The 20,768-nt window shown below is 40.7% G+C and carries 11 protein-coding genes; 4 read left to right on the forward strand and 7 right to left on the reverse strand.

The window, feature by feature from the left end:
- Position 1: 1 nt before the first annotated feature.
- The 4 genes from LC454_RS17815 (at position 2) to LC454_RS17830 (ending at position 6,453) form a co-directional block, all read left to right on the forward strand.
- Positions 2 to 1,654, forward strand: coding sequence for a SusD/RagB family nutrient-binding outer membrane lipoprotein (locus LC454_RS17815; protein WP_223583814.1), 1,653 nt, complete (start codon positions 2 to 4; stop codon positions 1,652 to 1,654).
- A 30-nt stretch (positions 1,655 to 1,684) separates the two neighbouring features.
- On the forward strand, positions 1,685 to 2,878 hold the full coding sequence (locus tag LC454_RS17820; RefSeq protein WP_223583815.1) for a purple acid phosphatase family protein: 1,194 nt from the start codon (positions 1,685 to 1,687) through the stop codon (positions 2,876 to 2,878).
- A gap of 46 nt (positions 2,879 to 2,924) precedes the next feature.
- Positions 2,925 to 3,773, forward strand: a complete 849-nt coding sequence (locus LC454_RS17825; RefSeq protein ID WP_223583816.1) for a glycerophosphodiester phosphodiesterase family protein — start codon at positions 2,925 to 2,927, stop codon at positions 3,771 to 3,773.
- A 316-nt stretch (positions 3,774 to 4,089) separates the two neighbouring features.
- Positions 4,090 to 6,453, forward strand: coding sequence for a glycoside hydrolase family 3 N-terminal domain-containing protein (locus LC454_RS17830; protein ID WP_223583817.1), 2,364 nt, complete (start codon positions 4,090 to 4,092; stop codon positions 6,451 to 6,453).
- Between the two features lie 50 nt (positions 6,454 to 6,503).
- On the opposite strand, the gene LC454_RS17835 is transcribed toward LC454_RS17830, so the two are convergent.
- The 7 genes from LC454_RS17835 to LC454_RS17865 all read right to left on the reverse strand — a co-directional run bounded on the left by LC454_RS17835 (position 6,504) and on the right by LC454_RS17865 (position 20,758).
- Positions 6,504 to 7,538 (reverse strand): sialidase family protein, encoded by a 1,035-nt coding sequence (locus LC454_RS17835; protein WP_223583818.1) that lies wholly within the window; start codon positions 7,536 to 7,538, stop codon positions 6,504 to 6,506.
- Between the two features lie 206 nt (positions 7,539 to 7,744).
- Positions 7,745 to 9,181, reverse strand: coding sequence for an alpha-L-fucosidase (locus LC454_RS17840; RefSeq protein ID WP_223583819.1), 1,437 nt, complete (start codon positions 9,179 to 9,181; stop codon positions 7,745 to 7,747).
- A gap of 73 nt (positions 9,182 to 9,254) precedes the next feature.
- A complete protein-coding gene (locus tag LC454_RS17845; protein WP_223583820.1) occupies positions 9,255 to 10,835 on the reverse strand; it encodes a SusD/RagB family nutrient-binding outer membrane lipoprotein in 1,581 nt (526 codons plus the stop codon).
- An 11-nt stretch (positions 10,836 to 10,846) separates the two neighbouring features.
- Positions 10,847 to 14,194 carry a SusC/RagA family TonB-linked outer membrane protein gene (locus LC454_RS17850; protein ID WP_223583821.1) on the reverse strand — a complete coding sequence of 1,116 codons (3,348 nt, stop codon included), beginning with the start codon at positions 14,192 to 14,194 and terminating at the stop codon, positions 10,847 to 10,849.
- Between the two features lie 24 nt (positions 14,195 to 14,218).
- Positions 14,219 to 15,382, reverse strand: a complete 1,164-nt coding sequence (locus LC454_RS17855) for an ROK family protein (RefSeq protein ID WP_223583822.1) — start codon at positions 15,380 to 15,382, stop codon at positions 14,219 to 14,221.
- 362 nt (positions 15,383 to 15,744) lie between these two features.
- Positions 15,745 to 17,643: a SusD/RagB family nutrient-binding outer membrane lipoprotein gene (locus tag LC454_RS17860; protein ID WP_223583823.1), complete on the reverse strand. Its 1,899-nt coding sequence runs from the start codon at positions 17,641 to 17,643 to the stop codon at positions 15,745 to 15,747.
- A gap of 19 nt (positions 17,644 to 17,662) precedes the next feature.
- Entirely contained in the window at positions 17,663 to 20,758 is a 3,096-nt protein-coding gene (locus LC454_RS17865; RefSeq protein ID WP_223583824.1) for a SusC/RagA family TonB-linked outer membrane protein, read from the reverse strand.
- Positions 20,759 to 20,768: the final 10 nt, after the last annotated feature.

The raw sequence follows: 20,768 nt of genomic DNA on the forward strand, positions 1-20,768 counted from the left end.
GATGAAAAATAAGTTGAAGACATTAACAACAATGATCATTGCCTTCGGGATGGTTTTGAATATTTCTGCTTGTAAAGACTTGACAGAACTCAATATCAATCCGAACGGGGTGAGTGAAGAGGATGCAAATCCCAATCTGCTATTGCCAACGATATTGACGGGAGCAGCAAAAAGATACAATGAATTAAGTTTCTCCGATCTAGGTGGAGTAATTCAACATACGCAGTTTGACGCTTGGTTCAACTCGCACAACGACTATGAATGGACGGGTGGCATCTTGAGCTGGGACAGTTACTATGGCTTTCTTCGGGACAACGAATTGATGCGTAAACGAGCGGAGAAATTGGGGCTGGATTTTCATCAGGGTGTTGCCCTGGTGATGCGCGCCTATCTGTTTGGATTGATCAGCGATTTGTGGGGCGACGCACCTTATACGGATGCCTTGAAAGCAGAACTTGGAGACACAAAATATAATTTTCCAAAATACGATAGCCAGGAGGTGATCTACAAAGGTATTATCGAGGAACTAAAACAGGCCAATGAATTGCTGTCGCGGCCGGATGCATCCTATGAAGTATTGGCGGGTGCTGACGTGTATTTTGGTGGCAAGGCCTCAAAATGGCGCCGTTTTGCCAATTCCTTGGCGTTGAGGTATTACATGCGTATTTCAGAAAAGGCGAGTGCTTTTGCCAAGCAGGGGGTTGAAAACATGGTGGCCAACCCTGACAAGTTTCCGCTGATCAGCAATTCGGCAGACGAGGTTCTGATGGATTTTGCCGGTAATAATGCTGCTGACTCTTGGCCATCAAATACGGTATATGATGCCAGTGGAAGTAATTTCAGAAGAATGAAAATGTGTGCGACATTTGTGGATCGACTTCAGGAATTAGGTGACCCACGGCTGGTCGTGTGGGCAAAAAAGGTGGAGATACCAATCGAAGTGAGCAGCACAGTACCCGCTGGTACGGATAAAATTGTTAACGGCGTTCGTATCGTGTCACCCGATGTGGTCAAGGGAATACCGATTGATACAGATAGGGATTATGTAGGATTACCGCCAAGTGGGTCTAAAAATCCTTCCGCTTATAATTTGAATCCAACACCGGGACAGACTTCAATCAATCCCCATGTTTCCTATCTCAACGATATTTATCGCTCAGCCAAAGGACCTTTGCTCAAAGCAAGGTTGTTGACATCGGCTGAAGTGGAGTTTATCTTGGCTGAAGCGGCCTGGAAGGGCTGGGCTGTGCCGGAGACTGCGCGTGCATATTATGAACGTGGTATTCAGGCCTCGCTGACAAGTTGGGGAAAAGCAGCAAATTACGCAGATTATATTCGCCAAAAGGGGGTGACTTTTGAAAATACACAAGTACAGATTATTGAGCAAAAATGGATTGCTAGCTGGTCCACTGCTGCACAGGCCTGGTTTGATTATCGGAGAACAGGTTACCCAAAATTGAAAGCTGGCCCAGCGGCGATCCGAGCGCAGCTTCCGGTACGTGTACCCTACATGCAGACAGAAATGAGTGTGAATCAAAAGAATGCCGAAGAAGCGTTAAGACGTATTGAGAAAACAGCGTATTCGCAGGCCGATAATGAAAATAGTGCCTGGTCCAAACCTTGGTTATTGCAAGGAACGGCCAAACCTTGGTAAAAATTACACGATATATAGATTAAAATAGCAATGAAAATAAAACCTCTTTTATTAGCAATAGCGTTATGTTGTTTCATGGCGCAGGGTCGGGCACAGTCCGGTGTGACAGATAAACAGCCGGATCGGATTATGTTGACTTGGTCGGACGATCCGAGCAGCACACAGTCGGTCTCCTGGCGGGCAGCGGGTAGTAACGATAAAATAATAGGACAGATTGCCGAAGAGCAAAGCAATCCCGATTTTGAAACAAAAGCGCAGACAGTTGAAGGTACTCGTTTGTATTTGGAAAGGGGAACACAGCAGGATACTTACAACCAGGTTAGCTTTCGGAATTTGAAACCCGGAACAACCTACACCTATCGTGTCGGTGATGGTCTACATTGGAGTGCCTGGAATCAATTTAAAACGGCGGGACAATCAGGTGATTTTTCTTTTATCTATCTGGGGGATGCTCAGAATGATTTGCGTTCGCGCTGGTCACGGACGATTCGTCGTGCTTTTCAGCAGGAATCAAACGCACGTTTTATTGTTCATGCCGGAGATCTGATCAATCGCTCCAATACGGACGAAGAATGGGCCGAATGGTATGAAGGGACAGGGTTTATTCATCAAATGATACCAGCCATCCCTACTCCCGGAAATCATGAATACCGACGGGATTCGACAGGTCTTCTGGTTTTGGATCCACATTGGAAAGTACAGTTTAACCTGCCAAAAAATGGACCTGAGGGATTACAGGACGCGGTTTACTATTTGGACTATCAGGATCTGCGGATTGTTTCATTGAATTCCCAGTTAATTATGCTGGATTCGGTAGCGGCTTCTACTCAAGAGAAATGGCTGGAGAGCGTACTGGCTTCTTCCACGAAAAAATGGAATATTGTTGTAATGCATCATCCGGTATATTCTACAGCTAAAAGCCGTGACAATACCATTTTAAGAGAACGGTTTAAACCGATTTTGGAGAAATATGGTGTTGATTTGGTTTTGCAGGGCCATGATCATACCTATGCCCGAGGTAGTCTTGGCCGAAAACGACCTGTATACCTGTTGTCGGTAGCCGGACCAAAGATGTACGAATCTGATTCTGAACGATGGATGGATGTCGCAACAGCACAAACACAACTCTATCAAGTGATAAAATTCAGGGCAAACAAACTCTATTTTGCAAGTTATAAGCTCAATGGACAATTGTTTGATTCGTTTGAACTGTCAAAAAAATAATTTCACCTTATAGCTGAATAAATGATTAAAAAAATATCTGTATACCATGAAAAAGATGCTATTTTCTACTTTCTTGTTGAGTATAATCATAAGTTCTACGACAAGTTTATATGCTCAACCGGTCGATTTATTAAAAAGACTGGAACAAAAAAGTCTGCATATTGTGGCCCATCGGGGTGCACATCTTGCGTATCCTGAAAATTCTATCGCCGCTATTGAAGAGGCGATTCGTTTGGGCGCTTCCGTTGTGGAATTGGATGTGCGCGCTACAAAAGATGGTGTACTTGTGCTGATGCATGACAAGACCGTCAATCGTACCACGAGTGGGGAAGGAGAGGTTGGTAAACATACCTACGCTGAAATTCAGAAAATGCATTTACGTGGTGCCACGGACGGTGAAATGTCCAACTTGTTTATTCCAACATTGCAGGAGGCGCTACGTATCTGTAAAGGAAAAATTATTGTTGACCTGGATTTTAAGGAGGAACGGAGGGAATTTGTAGCGAAAACCTACGATCTTATTGCGCAGGAGGGGATGGAAGATCAGGTGTTATTTTTTCTTTACGATTATAAAGAAATGCCGGGTATCTATAAACGCAATCCGAAAATTACGATTTTCCCAAGGGCACGAAGCATGAAAGATCTGACCGCGATTCTAAAAATGAAAATGACGTCAATCGTTCATCTTGATGAGTCATTTACGGATACCAAAAAGCTTAATACAATGCGGCAGCAAGGTATTTATTTTTGGATGAATAGTCTTGGTGAATATGACGATGAAGCAAGACAGGAGGGAAAAGATATTTATCGGTCTTTTTTGGAAAAATATCCTTTTGTACGGCTGATTCAGACAGATTATCCCAATCTATGGGAAGAAGTACTTAAAGGATTTTAATATGTTTTTATTAAGTAGTATATTTCCTATAACATTCACTAGAAAGACGGCTTGCCGTCTTTCTTACTTTTTTATCAATACATTTGATATTTATTGCTAATTTTCAGCATCTCAGATCACATTCTTTCGATCAGCTAGGTAAGCGAGATATGTTCGTTGCTAAGTTGATTATCGAAAGTACTAAAGGAAAAAATATTAACTTGTTTATTTCTGCTAAATCGTTAATTTAGTATTTTGAAACCGGTTGCATAAATCGTGTGAAGTTTAAATTTAGGTTCCATAAAGGAATAGAAAATAGGAAAATAATAATCTACTTATGAAACTCCAAATACTACTTTTGACAGCGATGTCAACATTGCTTTATCCACAGCTCCAGGCGCAACAATTGCCTTATAAGGATAGCCGTCTCACTACCGAACAACGTGTCAATGATCTTTTGGGGCGAATGACTGTAGAGGAGAAGGTGGGGCAGCTGAGTAAATTGCTTGGGTGGGAAATGTATGAGAAGAAGGGAAAGCATGTAGGGGTGAGCGACAAATTAAAGAAAGCGGTCAAAGAGCAACATATCGGGTTGTTGTGGGCTACACTGCGTGCCGATCCTTGGACGCAAAAAACACTCCTGAATGGCCTTAATCCGATTGAGGCTGCACGAGCGACCAACGCCATTCAACGGTATATGCTGGATAGTACCCGTTTGGGAATCCCATTGCTGCTGTCGGAGGAGGCTCCACATGGACATATGGCTATTGGTGCTACAGTATTTCCGACAGCAATAGGACAGGCGAGTACCTGGAATCCAAATCTGATTCAACGCATGGCATCAACGATAGCGCTGGAGACCTATGCTGTAGGGGGAAAAAATGGCTATGGGCCAGTCCTGGATCTTGCGCGCGACCCGCGCTGGTCGCGGACAGAAGAAACTTATGGTGAGGATCCTTATTTAACCGGCAAGATGGGGATTGCGATGATCCGTGGTTTTCAAGGTGAGAAACTTGGACAACTGGATAAAATTATTGGTACATTAAAACACTTTGTCGCTTATGCTGCACCGGATGGTGGACACAATGGTGAATCGGTATCATTTGGTGAACGGAGTCTAAGACACTATTTTTTACCACCTTTCGAAAAGGCCGTTAAATCTGGCGCAGGCTCGGTCATGACAGCTTATAATAGTATTGATGGAATTCCATGCTCCGCAAATCCTTGGTTGTTAAAGGATGTTCTTCGTAAAGATTGGGGCTTTAAAGGATTTGTAGTATCCGATTTATTGAGTATCTCCGGCCTTAATGGGGGGCATGCGACAGCTTCTACAGCGGAGGAAGCTGCTTCACAAAGTATACATGCGGGATTGGATGTTGACCTGAGCGGATCGGGATATGGTCCTAATCTTTTGAAAGCTGTGCAACAAGGTCTAGTAGAGCCTGCTGTATTGGATACGGCGGTAGCCCGTGTATTACGGATGAAGTTTGACCTTGGTCTATTTGACCGTCCCTATGTAGACGAGAAGCAGGTGATCCAGAAAGTTGCCACAGCGCAGAATAAATCTGTTGCGCGACAGGTTGGCCGGGAATCCATCATCTTGCTGAAAAACGAACAAAATATCTTACCATTAAGCAAATCGTTGAAACGCATTGCGGTCATCGGACCGAATGCCGACAATGCTTACAATCAACTGGGTGACTATACTGCTCCACAGGCTGATGGTAAGATACAGACTGTATTGACAGGTATTCGCGCGACAGTAGGTAAAGGTACGCAAGTTGATTATGTAAAAGGTTGCGCGATACGTGACACGACGAATTCTGATATTGCGGCTGCGGTGGCAGCAGCACAGCAAGCCGATGCTGTGGTTTTGATTCTCGGCGGTTCCAGTGCACGGGATTTCAAAACTTCCTACCAGGCAACGGGAGCGGCAAATGTAGATCCCAATACGGTTAGTGATATGGAAAGTGGTGAAGGGTTTGACCGCGTTTCGTTGGATATGATGGGCGATCAATTAAAACTGATGAAAGCGGTCCAGGCAACAGGCAAGCCTGTGGTGCTGGTGACCATTATGGGAAGACCGCTTAATCTAAATTGGGCGGCGGAGCATATTCCCGCAATTGTGAATGCCTGGTATCCCGGACAGGAGGGAGGATTAGCCATTGCTGATGTCTTGTTTGGTGATTATAATCCAGCAGGCCGGTTACCGATTTCTGTACCACGATCTGTGGGTCAGCTTCCGGTACATTATAATCATACGAAACCTAAACATCATGATTATGTGGAGATGTCCGCCAAACCTTTGTATGCTTTTGGCTATGGGTTAAGTTACAGTAAGTTTGAATACAGTAACCTACAGGTAGTACTGACCGAAGGCGCAGCTGATTTTATCTGTACAGTGTCCTTTGATGTCGAAAATAGGGGTAGTGTGGCTGGTGATGAGGTAGCACAATTATATGTTGTCGATGAAGTCAGTTCGGTAGTAACACCCATTATACAGTTAAAACAATTTGAACGCAAGGCTATTGCAGCAGGAACGAAAGAGCGGTACACTTTCCAGCTGAGCAAAGAAGACCTCAAACTGTGGAATGCAACTAATGCCTGGAAAACAGAAAAAGGAAAATTCAAATTGCTGGTTGGCGCATCATCCGATGATATTCGATTGAAAGGGGAGATGGAGCTAAAAAAGGATTATTAAAACAGCTTACCAAATAAACACAGGGATCTATTTTCAATAGATCCCTGTGTTTATTTGAGGACAATGTGTTTGATACTCTTTCTATTCCAGGTATAGGTGATATGTATCAGACCACTTTTATCCTGTATAATGGTCGGATAAGAATATTCATCTCCTTTGACCCCATCTTCCAAAGTTAGTGTATCATGCCAGTGAAGACCATCATGGGACGTTGCGACATGTAGTTTTGTTCGTCCTTCCCACCATTCATTTCCAGCGATTGCTGGATTGTATACGATCATAAATAATCCATTTTTCAATCGAATGGCATCGGTTGCCGAATTCGGATTGAGCAGGTTGGTGGCTTTCCATGGTCCCCAGCTGTTGCCTTGGTCGGAAGAAAAAGCACTCATTACCTTATTTTCTTTACTGCGACAAAGTACTTGAATCCGTCCATTTGAATGTTGGACAATACTTGGTTGAATTACTTGGATGCTAGTGTCGGGCCGTATTTTACTGATAGACCAGGTTTTACCATGATCGCGACTGAGCTCGACATGTGCTTTCCAGATTTCGTCTTTTGATTCGGTGCTGGAAGGAGATAGTATGTCACCATTAGACAATGTCAATGGTTTGTTTTTGATTGGTCCCAATATGCCCTCAGGTAATTGTTGAGCTGTGGACCAATTATGACCTTTATCAAGTGAGTATTTGACATAGCCCTTCCATTCGCGTGGATTGGGACCAATTTTATAGAACAAATATAGGCTGTCGTTCGTTAGGTGTTGATAAAGCACAGGGTTCCAGGTTGGATAGCGTTTACCTTCGAGGATTCCATCTGCGATTTGAACTGGTGATTGCCACCGCCCGTTGGCGTAAATGGAGCTCCATATCACGACATCGGGATTGGATTCATGTGTGCCGCCAAACCAGCATGCCAGGAGGCTGTCTTTGCCGATGGATTGTATGGTTGAGGCATGGCATTGTTTGAAATTGACCTGTCCCTCTTGGAAGATCTGTTGGGAGGAGATTATCTGCGGCTTGTAGCTTTTACAAGAGTAAAATGTTAGGAGTGATAATGCTAAATATAAGGTTATTTGTTTCATTCTGTTAGTATGTACTGACAAGTTCACAAGTGCTGTCTTTTTATAGCTAGTGTTTTTAGTTATTCGGGTATTAATTGAGAACGGAAATCGGGACGATTTATATTTGCTGGTTTTCAGTAGTCGATGAAAATCCTCGAAAATACCTGAAGTCGATCATCGTTATCGGATAATAAAAAAGCAGCTGATGTAATTCAGCTGCTTTTTTATTACTTGCTTTGCAATTGAATCGCGGTAGCATAATTGAATCTGGTGCCCGGACTTCTCAGGGTGATCTGGTTGTCACGTTGCGACCAATCCAAGCGACCTTTATGTCCTAAGATTGTGACTTTTTTCACTTTAAAATTGTCAGGCACCTGAAAAACATATTCATTCGGCTGTTGATAAGTGTCCCCTTGTGAAAGGTGGAATACATTGACGATCTTGCTGTCCTTACTTCTGGTGTAATAATAGTCACCTTGATGGTAAGGGGCAACGGTACGTGTTGCATATACTGCGCTTTGATTCATTTTCATCCAAGCAGATAATTCGTTTAGACGATCATATGCTGCTTGGTCATAGTCACCTTTGGGGCCTGGGGCGATGTTAAGTAAATAGTTACCACCACGGGAAATAATCTTGACAAGCGTTTCGACGATTTTCTTTGTTGGTTTGTAATTGTCATTTGGAACATAGCTAAAGGAGTCTCCCATAGTGATGCAGCTTTCCCAAGGGATGTCCAACGGATGCTCAGGGATAGCCTGTTCGGGTGTCACATAATTTTCCCAGTTTCCGGGAACAGTACGGTCTACGACAATAAGGCCTGGTTGATTTTTTCGGGCCATACCACCGATGCGGTCCATATCAATATTTTGATCCACTTTGATTGTCTGTTGCCAGTCTACTGACTTGTCTACAGTTTCTAAGGGACGTACTTGTCCACCGTCCAGCCATAGAATATCCACCTTTCCATACTCCGATGTTAGTTCATCGATCTGGTTGTAGGTGAAATCTTTAAATTTCTGCCAACGTTCAGGATATTTTTTCGGGTCATAATTTACATTTCTGTCCTTAGGTGGGAAATAGGGCCACCAATAGTATTCGGAGTGCCAGTCCGGTTTGGAGAAGTAAGCTCCGATTTTGAACCCGTCGTTGCGAAATGTATTGAAGATCTCTTTGGTCACATTTGCCTTTGGATTGGAGGAGAAAGGTGTTTTGGTAGAAGTAATCTTATAATCTGATTCTTTGGTGTCGAACATCGCAAAACCATCGTGGTGCTTGGTTGTAAAGACCACATATTTCATTCCGGCTGCTTTGGCTGCATCAGCCCATTTTTGAGGATTGAAATCTGTCGGGTTGAATGTTGTCTGCAGATTTTCGTAATTCTTGAGGTATTCAAAATAGGTTTTACCATGCTCTGGTTTGCGTTGTGTCCAGCCCTCATCTTCGGGACAGATACTCCAGCTTTCAACAATTCCCCATTGACTGTAGGTTCCCCAGTGCATGAAAAGACCGAATTTCATGTCCTGCCATTGTTCGAGGTTTTCGATCACTAAAGGATCTGTAGGTTTTTGGTAGCCGCCCGATACATTGTGTGCTTGCCCAAAGGCAAATGTAGAGGTTGTTGCCAGTAGTGCGGTTGATATAATAGTTGTCAGTTTTTGCATGTATAAATATAATGAAAATGAACATAAGAAAGCCACCCGAGAGTGGCTTTCTATTTGGTAGATGTAGTGTCGATTAATTGACGTCCCAGAAAATTTTGGTGTCCGGTGTGTCTTTACTTTTTACTTCATCGTAATTTTTTGTGTTGTAAGTAGCCTCTGTTTGAGGTAGCGTTAATCTGACAGGGACAGTTTTTTGTCTATCAGAAGAAAATGTTGGGATAGTAAATTTGGGGTAATCTAAACGTCGTTGTTCTGACCAGTTTTCCACAGCCTGGAACAAGTTGAAATGTAACCATTTTTGTGTGGCGATCAATTGCATTTTATTACTCGCATTATCCCAGTTGACAGCTGTTACAAAATCATTAATCTGAGTCGTTGTAGGGACAGTAGCTTTAGCAATAGTAGCATCATCACTTTTCTGACTAATCTTCGTATAGAGGTCTACCGATTCTTTCAATGCTATTTCAAATACAGATTTCGCTTTTGTATTATTGTTGTGTTTATTATAGTATTCAGCTAATAAGAAGTTTACTTCAGAGGCGGTTACCAATAGACCGGGAAGAAATTTGTTTCGCGAAATCGTGTTACGATGTAAGAAGCTTAACGTTGTTCCCCTGACCAAAATGTTTTGGTCAGCTGATGACGCGCTCTGATCGAGACCAATATAAGCTTTATTTGCAGTTGAACCAGTTTCAAATAACAACTGGCGACGGGGGTCGTTGATTTTATTCATTTCATCAATCATATATTTACTGGCTATGTTTGAATACCAACCATCTGTTTCAAAAGCACCTTTGACGTCTTCGGATTTAATATCTGAGCTTATATTAAAAATATCAATTTGGGCGTTTTCACTATTTGTTAAAATAAGAGGATAGTTCGTTGGATCTTCTACAATCTGAGCAAGTTCCGTGGCCGCTCTCGCAGAAAATTGAGAAGTTCCAGAAACGCGGGTTAACATTCTTAAACGAAGTGAATTACAATATTTTGTCCATAAAGTGATATCACCATTGTTAACTAAATCCTGTGTTTTGAAGGTGGCGGCAAAAGTTTGTGGAACGGTAGTAGACTTTAGTTCAGTACTAATTGCTTTTAAATCATCTAACATGGTGGTATAAATATCCTCTGCTTTGTCATACTTTGGATAAGATATTGTATAATCCCCCCCGTTTCCCATTAATTTACCCGCTTCTGTCCAAGGAATATCGCCTACTAAGTCTACCATTTGTTGCGTTTGGTCATAAAACAAAACTTTCGCGGCCAAGGCCATTGCCCTTTTCTGAATTTTATCCTCAGCGCTTAGTGCGTCATACAAACGAACAAATTCCTTGTATTGTGCTAGACCAGCATAATATTTGTTCCATCTTTCTTCTACGGCGGCAGAGCCAGGGATTAATTGATTGGCCTGATTTACAGATCCAAGATTTTGGATGTATAGATTGATTGTTGGGCGTAATGTGATGAAATAATTGCCATAGGTTGGTATGATTAATGCTCGAAAGTCATAAATCATACCAGTAAATTGCTTTTCTGGCGTTGATTCTGACACTTTACCTGGGTTTTTATAAAAATCACCAAAAGAATCTTTTTTACAAGATGTTATCGTCGATATGGAAGCTGCAAGAAGCCCCAAAATAAAAATTTGTTTTTTCATTTTCGTAAAATTTAGAAGCTAGCACGTAGCATTAAACCATAGGTTCTTGTAGCGGGTGATGTCCCTGCATTTGAAACATTATTAATCCAGTTAGAACCACCTGTCATTTGTTCTGGATCTATATCTTTAATTGACCTGTATACAAAGAATAAGTTGCGACCAAATGCGGATATTTGTAAATTCTTAGCCTTTAATTTAGCGGCGACTGAAGCAGGTAAACGATAGCCCAGTGATATTTCACGCATTTTTATATAATTATTTTTTTGTACATAGAGCTCATATCTTGATTGGGAATATTGTGGCCCGCCCCAATTATACGTGCTGTTATAATAGGTAGCCTGCGAAATAATGTTTGTATTATTTGTTCCATCTGACAGCTTGCCATCCATAAGCATACCATCGTGATAGACTGTTTCCCCATTTGGACCAGTATTGCCATTTGTGGCAATTCCAATTGTGTTACCGCTGGCATCTTTAGTTTGATAATAGCTCAATCCTCCATGGGCTGCATCCATATTATTTAAACTTTCCTCTGTTAACCCTCTACTCGTCATCCAATTTATACCGGTAGGCATAACACTTCCTCCGAGTCTAAAATCCATTAAAATATCTAAGTTGAAGTTTTTATAATTGAAGTTGTTGATAAAACCTCCGACTGCTTTTGGCATTGCATTTCCAGCTTTTATCCACCGATTTCCATCTATCTCATACAAGCCATTTGCGGATACAACCTTATTTCCATTGTCGTCTAATTTAATAGGTCTTACCATGATGTCACCCATGGGCTGACCTACATTAGCGACTAATTGTGCTGCGTTTCCATCATAATCTCTTAACAATAAGGTGCCGGTATTACCTGGTAATTCCTTGACCATATTTTTATTCATTGAAAAGTTCAATGTTGTAGACCATCTGAAATTTTCTTTTTGAATTGGTGTACCGTTAATTGCGAATTCCCATCCCGTATTGCGTAAAGTACCTACGTTTGCTAGGATTGAATTTGATCCAGAGCTGATTGGCAAAGTATAGTTTAAGATCTGATCTTTAATCAATCCATTGTAATAAGTGATATCTAGTCCCAATCGCCCGTTTAACATTTTAGTTTCCAACCCAAATTCAATCTCGTTTTTAGTCTCTGGTTTGATAGTTTCATTGCCAAATTCAGTGGTAGGCACTGTTGTATATATAACAGAAGCACCGCCATTAGTTTGCGTTCCTAAAGTTTTTTGTGTATAAGCCAGCGCACTTTTATAGATGTCCGGATAATTGCCAACAATACCCCATGAACCTCGTAATTTGGCATAATTAAAAAATTCTGGTAAATGGAAAGCATCGGACAGAATCAAACTTGAATTTACTGATGGATAATAAAGCACATTGTTGTCTGGGCGCATGGTCGAAATTCGTTCGCGACGTAATGTCCCTTCTACATTCCAGAATTCTTTCAAATTGAAATTTAAGGTTCCAAAGAGAGCGTCTCTTAACATACGGTTTCTATAATTATATCTGTCGCTTCTCGTAGCCTGATTTAATGTTGCATTTACGTCAAACCAATTTCTTACAGTTAATCCACCATCAGTTTGGTTTTGTACATATACATCCTCTGATCGTGTTGCTGTATAGCCTCCAACAACTCCGATTTTAATATCTTTATTTAATTGTTTATTATAAGTAGCCAATAAATCGGTATAATAGATATTTGCATTTTGGTTTCCTAAAGAGAAAAATCCTGAATTTCCGAACAAAAGAGGTTTTTCGTTGGGTTGTTTATCTTCTGTTTTTAAGGCTGTAACGTCTGCGGAAACGCGTGCACGTAACGACAGATCATTTGTTACACTCCATGTCGCAGTATATGAGCCGATTAAACGGTTTGAGTATTCGTCATATTGTTTCGCCTTAGAGTTCCAAGCATACTCTAAAACATCTGCTCGGTAACCATTGTATCGTATATTCTCTCCTGGAGTTAGGCTTTGGGCATCTGGCGCATCAATTACATATTTATAACCTAAACTCGTTTGATATTTGTCATAGTACCAATCGGGATTATCAAATGTAGAAATCATACCTCCAAAGTTGTTAATCAAACGATCCGTTAAAAATGGTCTGTTATGGGTACGTTGATTGACAAAGTTGACAACAACATCATTCTTGAAATTTTTCCAAAGTGTAAAGCTTGCATTCAGATTTGCGATATTTTTCTTGTTATAAGATTCTAATGCTGTCATCTGATTATCTTGCCGGGTAAGCGAGAAACGAATGTTGGAATTTTCTGTCGTATTACCCAGTGCTAAGTTGAAAATGCTGTTATTTGGATTGTTGAAAAATTTGTTGTAGGCATTTTGCGCGGAGTAAGGACGAACTTTTCCGTCCCAAGAAATAATATCCTTTCCATCAAATAAAGGCCCGAAATTCACACTAGTATTCATGACACCCCTATTGACGCCATTTATAGCTTGAGTATTTTCATAATATTGGAACATATCATCTGACTGTTTATCATTTTGATATGCCTTAGAGTATCCAGGTCCCCTGACGTCTTGAAATCTTGGTAAATAAGCAATTTGATCATGTGTGTAGGTAGCATTAAAATCGAGTGTAAATCCTTTTCCTGCTTTTCCAGATTTTGTAGTTACCAAAACTACACCATTCATTGCTTCCGATCCATATAGTGCTGCAGCGGAAGCACCTTTTAGAATACTGATATTTTCGATGTCTTCAGGATTGAGATCTTCCAGTCCATTACCCCGGGCACGTTGATCTCCCCAGTAATCCGAGTTGTTGAAAGAAGTTTGTCTCATTGGTACCCCGTCAATGATGACTAAAGGTTGGGAATTTCCAGTAATCGAATTCGTTCCACGAATATTAATGTTGATACCTGATGTGGCGCCACCGGGAGCTGCTGAGATACGTACACCTGGTGCCTTACCATATAATGCTCCAGCGAAATTGGGAGATCCTGTTTTAGTTAGTTCCTTGGAGTCAACTGTGCTCATAGCATATCCAAGTTCTTTTGGTGCCCGTTTGATCCCCATCGCGGTGACGACTACTTCCTCTAAGTTGGAAGCATCTTCCGATAGTTTAATATTGATTGTTTTGGTTGCTCCAACAACAATCTCCTGAGATTTGTATCCCACGATGGATACGCGTAATGTTTCGCCTTGTGCGGCTTGAATTGTAAATGATCCATTAGCCCCTGTTTGCGTACCTCTAGTTGTTCCCTTTACAGAAACAGTAGCACCAGAGATAGGTCCATTAGCATCTGAAACTATTCCAGAAATGCTTTGCTGCGCGTAGAGTGATGTCGCACTAAAAAGTGTACATAACGCCAACCCTGCAGTTTTTTTGTAAAATAGACTCATGTTTTAGGTGTTTGTTTAAAAACGTTAGTTAATTATGTTCGTAATGTATTTTTCTACTACTAAGGCTGCTGTGCCCATTTGCTGTGCTCTCTTGTGTAATGTAGAGATGCCAAGTGTCGTCTTTTTTGAAATCTTGGGAATACTATACTCGTTGATCGCAACCTGGATATGAGGAGCTAGAATATGCCCGATTTCTGCTCCTCTACCGCTGATGATAATTTTGTTTGGATTGAGAATGTGTATTAACGTTGAAATTCCTTTGCCAAGCATGTAACCAATTTTCCCAATATTATTAATTGCTACTTGGTCACCGATTTGAACAGCTTCAATTAATGCCTCAATTTTATTGACATGTTCATTGACCAGTTTTTCATAAATAGAATATTCACCATTTTTAATATCTCTTTCGATATTTCGAATTGCGGCACTAATGGATGCTTCGACCTCCAAACAGCCTCTTTTTCCACATGAGCATAATGTCAGTGTTTCAGAAAGTGGAATATGGCTAAATTCTCCAGCATAGCCTGATGTACCCTTAAATATGTCATCGTTGATTAAAATCCCTAAGCCTACTCCCCAATTTAGATTGATCACTAAAGAATGGGAGGAATCCCGGGCTTCTCCAAATTTTTTCTCTGCCCATGCAACACAACGCGAGTCATTGTCAATGATCGTGGGAATATGAAATTCTTTTTCTATCCACTCTCGGATATTATGTAAACAAGAATCTTCATTGTAGGATTCATTGAGCCCTGTTTCAGTATTTACAAAGCCGGGCATGCTGATTCCGATACCGATAACCTGATTTAGATCTATATTGCCGGTGCTAATGAAATTGTTTATGGCTTCTATTATTGCGTCTGTGGCATTTCTGTCTCCAAGGTCAATCGGAATATTGTTTTTTGAAGAAATTATTTCGGCTTTCAGGTTTGTTAAAGATATGGAAGTGTAAAATTGATCGATGGTAATGCTGATGATGCTGTGCGTTAAATCTTCATTAAGCATATATTGTATGGCTTTTCTTCCTCCAGTGGACGCAGCATAACCTTTCTCTACGATGACATTTTTAGTCATGAGATCATTAATCTGTTTGGTGACAGATGGAATACTTCGGGACAATGAATTTGCAATATCTGCAATCGGTTGCATTGGGTTGTAATACAACACTCTTAAAATCTCGATGATCATAATCTAGTTCTTGTATTCGTAGTATTGTTTTGGTTCTCTTAAGTTTAATTATGATTAACATTCCTTTGGAAGTCAATCTGGTTTTCATAGTATTTGCCTCAGGTCAAATATATTTGCTTCTGTACGCTTTATATGTTAAAGATATATACTCTTTGTGTTAAGTTCAAAATTCTTTTTAAATTTTTTAAAAAGAATTTTGAACTTAACGGTTTTAATGAGTGAAAATGGTATTCTTCGTTATTTTGATAGGTATATAGATGGTTGTGATTGTAACAAAGCGTCTACGAAAAGGGTTCCGAAACTGCGAAATGAAAAAAGCCGGCTATAAGCCGGCTTAATTATAAAGTTATGGTGTGAAAAACTTATTTCTGTTTTGCCCACCAAAGTGGTGTCAACACTTTATCGGCGCCACCCAATAGCGATACCGCGTTTTGGTATTCAGCAGGATCAGTATCCCTAAATGAAGATGGGAATGCTAATCGTTGCGGAAAGAATTTGATATTGCTTGTCATAAAGTTTGCTGATGTTAGATCAGGTAAGTTCGGTAAAGCATTTTCAATCGCAGGATTTTCGTAGAAAGGTAAGCCCAGTCTTCTTTGATCATTCCAGGACTCTAATGGTAACCAAGGTAAATTGGCAATGAATTTTTGAGTAATAATCTTCGTCAATAAGTCATTGCGTACTGTACCATTTTTGTAAAGTGAATTGACAGGATATTTAATGCTTACTGTACCAGCAGCATTGGTATAGCCATCAATATAATCCATGGTATGTGCATCACCCGGTTCCGTAATATGAGTGAAACTAACTGATGTGCCCACTCTGTTATAATCCGTAGAGCTTAGGTATTCCGAAGCAAACTGACCTACGCCCCAGTAATCGAAATTGGCTCTGACACCACTCTCATAGGCTGCCTGCGCGGATGTCCCTGTGATCCATCCTTTTAGAGATGCTTCAGCTAAAAGGAAATAGGTCTCCCAGTTGGCAAAGAAGATGCGGCTATTTGCGCTTCTTCTGAACTGAACCGCGATTGCTGGAACTTTACCAACTAATGTGCTTCTTAAGCGGTTGTTTGTTCCCTTTGCTGCCCAGTCACCTAATGAAAATGCATTCCAGGTGTATTTTGTATTTACCGCAATTTTGGCATTACCATTCACTAAGGTATCTACCGTTTTTTTAGAGTCATCTCCATTATCAAAGAAATTTTGATTGTTAAAATCTCCAGGAATAAAGAATGCTTTTAACGCACGCGGATCTATTTTATTTGGAAGACCATCCAGCCAGTAACCAGCAGAAGGATCATTAGTCATGCTGGTGAAATGGTTACTGTAACGCTTACCAATGTAGTTCTCGGCTTTGATTGAAGATTTCAAATCTTGAGCAACTTGCTTTTCTGTTTGAATACCACCTAATCCAAGATATAAATTATTTAATGTCGCTGAAAGAGCCTGGTAGTTCCAGCTGCGGCTCATAACGCCAGTCAATGGATCCCAACCGTCTTTCTCGGCAACAGTGAAATTGTCCGCTGTATTGCTGATGTACTTATTGGTAGCGACAGCGGCTTCAAATTCTGATTTTGCTTTGTTTGCATCGATCTCAGATAGGCGCATCGCTAAACGCATCCGCATTGAATTGGCATATTTGATCCACTTCTCATCGTTAAACCCATAGGCACGGTCAAATTTCACGACATCATCAGGAACCTTAATATCAGGTTTTATTTTGGATGTCGCATCTTTAAGCTCCTCGAAAAGATAGTAGTAAACATCTTTCACCGAACTGTATTTAGGATTGACTCCTTCTGCAAATGCAATAGGGGTAGGACCAAAATTATCCGTTACCTCACTGATCAGGTATGCTCTCCAGATACGGGAAATCTGTAATAAATTATTGGTATAATCTTTTGCGGATCCAGCGTTGATTTCATTGGTAGCAACTTCAATTCCTTTGGTTGCATTTTTGATCCATTCAGCTGAATATCTATAATATTCTTTAGACCAATCATCATTTACTGTTCCAGTAGCTAAACCGTTGGTCATATGCTGTCTTCCGGTAGTCTTCCAGTCGAGGACAAAGATGCGTTCAGCGATATTTGGATCTTGTTGCGCGCCCGTAAGTGAATTGTTAAAAAAGAATTCTATTTTGACCTGATCGTCATTGGCCTTATAAGGGTTGACGTTCATCTCTTCAAATTTAGAGCATGAGCTGATTACTCCTCCCAGAAGTACTGCAAAACCTATTTTTGATATGATATTTTTCATGATTTATCGTTTTTATTGATTAGAAGCCTAAAGTCACATTAAGGAAGAAAGATCTGGATGTTGGCGTAGAGAAGTTCTCAAAGCCTGTCGCATTTGAGTTGATTGCGAATACAGATTCTGGATCTACACCATTTGCATAACTTTTGATCATCCAAAGATTATTTCCTGTCAAGCTAACTTTAGCGCGTTGTACAATGCTGTTGCCCAGTATGCTTTTTGGGAAATTATAGCTTAATGTCACATTTCTCAAACGGATATTGGTTGCGTCATACACATTTTGTTCTGTAATACCATAGTTTCCTGAAGTGGAAGTCACTTGCGTCCAATATAATTGTTGCGTGGTTTGAATTGTATTTTTTGTGTAAGAGCCATTAGATGCGATCACACCATCTACGACAAACGGATTACGCTCGCCATTTGGAGCTGTGGCTTCAGCATTACCATTTGCCTGTAGATTTAGATTTGTTCCGGAGAAGAATTCACCGCCAAATCTTCCATCTACCTGGAAGCTTAATCCAAAGTTTTTGTAAGCAAAATTATTGTTCCAGCCTACCAATGCTTTAGGGGCTTGGTTTCCGAGTTTATGCAATCCGCTTGCAGCCTGTGGCAATCCACTGCCATTTAAGATCAATTGACCATTAAATTCACTATTCGGATCTTCAACTCTTAGAAATTTAGTACCATAAATATCACCATATAATCCACCTTCAAGTGCACGGATAGAAACGTTGTCATAAGATCCTAATGGATACATGTCTACACCGTCAGCAAGGCTGATGATCTTATTTCTGTTTCTTGAAAAGTTCAGGCTTGAATTCCATGTTAACTGATCTTTATTGGTTAATATCCTTCCGTCCAATACAATTTCAAAACCTGAGTTCTGAATATTTCCAGCATTGATTTTTTCGTATTCATAACCACTATAAGGGTTCATCGGAAGATCTATCAGCTGGTTGGTTGCATTGGTTTTATACCAGGCAAAATCCAATCCTAATCTGCTGTTGAATAATCGGGTGTCGAAACCAAATTCGATGGTTTTGATGAGCTCGCTCAGGATGCTAGGGCTATATTTGGTATTCCCCATACCAGCGGTTGTATTACCATTTGGATCTTTTCCAATGTTGTAAACATTATACAATTGGAAAGATGGAAGATCGTTACCAACCTCAGCATAAGATCCTCTCAACTTCGCAAAAGATAACCAGCTCGGTAATGAACCCCCAGTTTTGTTAATCATATCCGAAATTACCCATGATCCACTTACGGAAGGATAGAAGAAAGATCTGTTATCCAATCCTAACGCTGATGACCAGTCATTTCTTCCAGTCACATTAAAGAATAGGTAGTTGTCGTAATTGATTTCCGCAGTAGCGTATAGTGAGTTGATCTGCTTTTGCAATAAACTCTGTTCGATTGTAGGAAAAGATTTACTGTTGTTGATGTAGAATAGATTGGGTACTTGAAGTTCTCCTGTACTTGCATCTATCCCAGTAGATCTCGTTTTCATAATTTGTCCAAATACGGAAGCAGACCCACCCCATTTTCCAATCAAGTTATCTTTACGTGCATTTAATGCAACAGTGAAGTTGTTTTCAAAGAAGGTGTTTTTACCAACTCCATAACTACCACCTGTAATCAATGGGCTACCGCCGTAAGTTTTGTTTTCATAATTGGTTGTATACTGATCACGTCCAAATCTTGCTTCCGCATCCAACCAATCATTGAATTTGTACTTGATGTTTCCATTCATGATAAAACGGTCACGAATGTCATTATTCAAACGGTATTTTTCCAACCAGTACGGGTTCATTGTTTTATTCTCACTTGTTCCATACCAAGCCATATCTCCCACTGCATTCAATGGGTTTTTAAAATCCAGAATATTCATGGAGCGAGGCATGGTAAACAAAGTGCTATAAACGTTTGAATTGTTTTGGCCCGAAATAGGTCTATTTTTGGCATTCATATTCATGTACTGCACTTTGACATCAGTGGTCCAGCGTTTGTCAGGGCCAAATGATGAGGTAACTTTCGTCATCAAATTGATTCTCTCTAATGAAGAACCCGGGATCTTACTTTGATCATTTAGATAGGTTGCAGAAGAATAGATGTTGGTTTCGCCCAGCTGTTGTTGAAAAGCAAGATTTTGTGTGTGATTAACACCTGTGTTAAAGTATGCACCAATATTGTCATATACTTTAGTTGCTTTATCGCCCCAGCTTGTCGTGCTTATTGGATTGTAAACACCATCTTTTCCTTGACCATAGCTGTTTTGAAGCTTTGGTGTCATGAATATAGTTTCAAGACCAATGGTGGAAGAATATGTGATGCCAGCACCTTTTTGCGCTTTACCTGATTTGGTTGTGATGACGATGGCACCATTACCAGCTCTTGATCCATATAGCGCTGATGCTGCACCGCCTTTAAGAACTGACATACTTTCGATATCGTCGGGGTTGATATCGCCCAATCCGCCACCCATATCGGTCGCTGGATTCCACATGTCATTGTTTTTATCACCATTTCCTTTCATACCGCCAAGGAAATTATTCATCGGCACACCGTCAACAATGATTAATGGTTGATTATCTCCTGTAAGTGAGTTGTTACCACGAAGCGTGATCTTAGTCGAAGATGCTGGACCTGCAGAACCTTTGATCACCTGAAGTCCGGAAACTTTACCAACTAAAGCATTCGCAACGTTGGTTTCTTTGGCATCTGTAAGTTGTTCGGATTTAACCTCTTGAAAAGAATAGCCCAATGTTTTCTTTTCTCTTTTTATACCCATTGCCGTCACAACGACTTCTCCTAATGTCGAAGCATCTGCGGTCAATGTAACATTAATCGTTTTAGTCGATCCAACAACGATTTCCTGAGTTTTGTACCCGACGATTGATAGACGGATTGTTTCTCCTGGAGCGGCATCAATATTAAATGATCCGCTGGCGTTTGTTTGTGTTGCCTTTGTAGTTCCTTTGACAGCTACAGTAACCCCTGAAACAGGTCCCTTGTCATCGGATACTTTACCGGTAATAGTTTGTTGTGCATAGAGGGCGGAAGCACTAAATATAGTGCATAATGCTAGGCCCGTTGCTTTTTTGTAAAATAGACTCATTTTTTAGGTA

Origin of the sequence: Sphingobacterium sp. GVS05A (genome assembly GCF_019969845.1) — a bacterium.
In the GTDB taxonomy this organism is placed as follows: Bacteria; Bacteroidota; Bacteroidia; order Sphingobacteriales; family Sphingobacteriaceae; genus Sphingobacterium.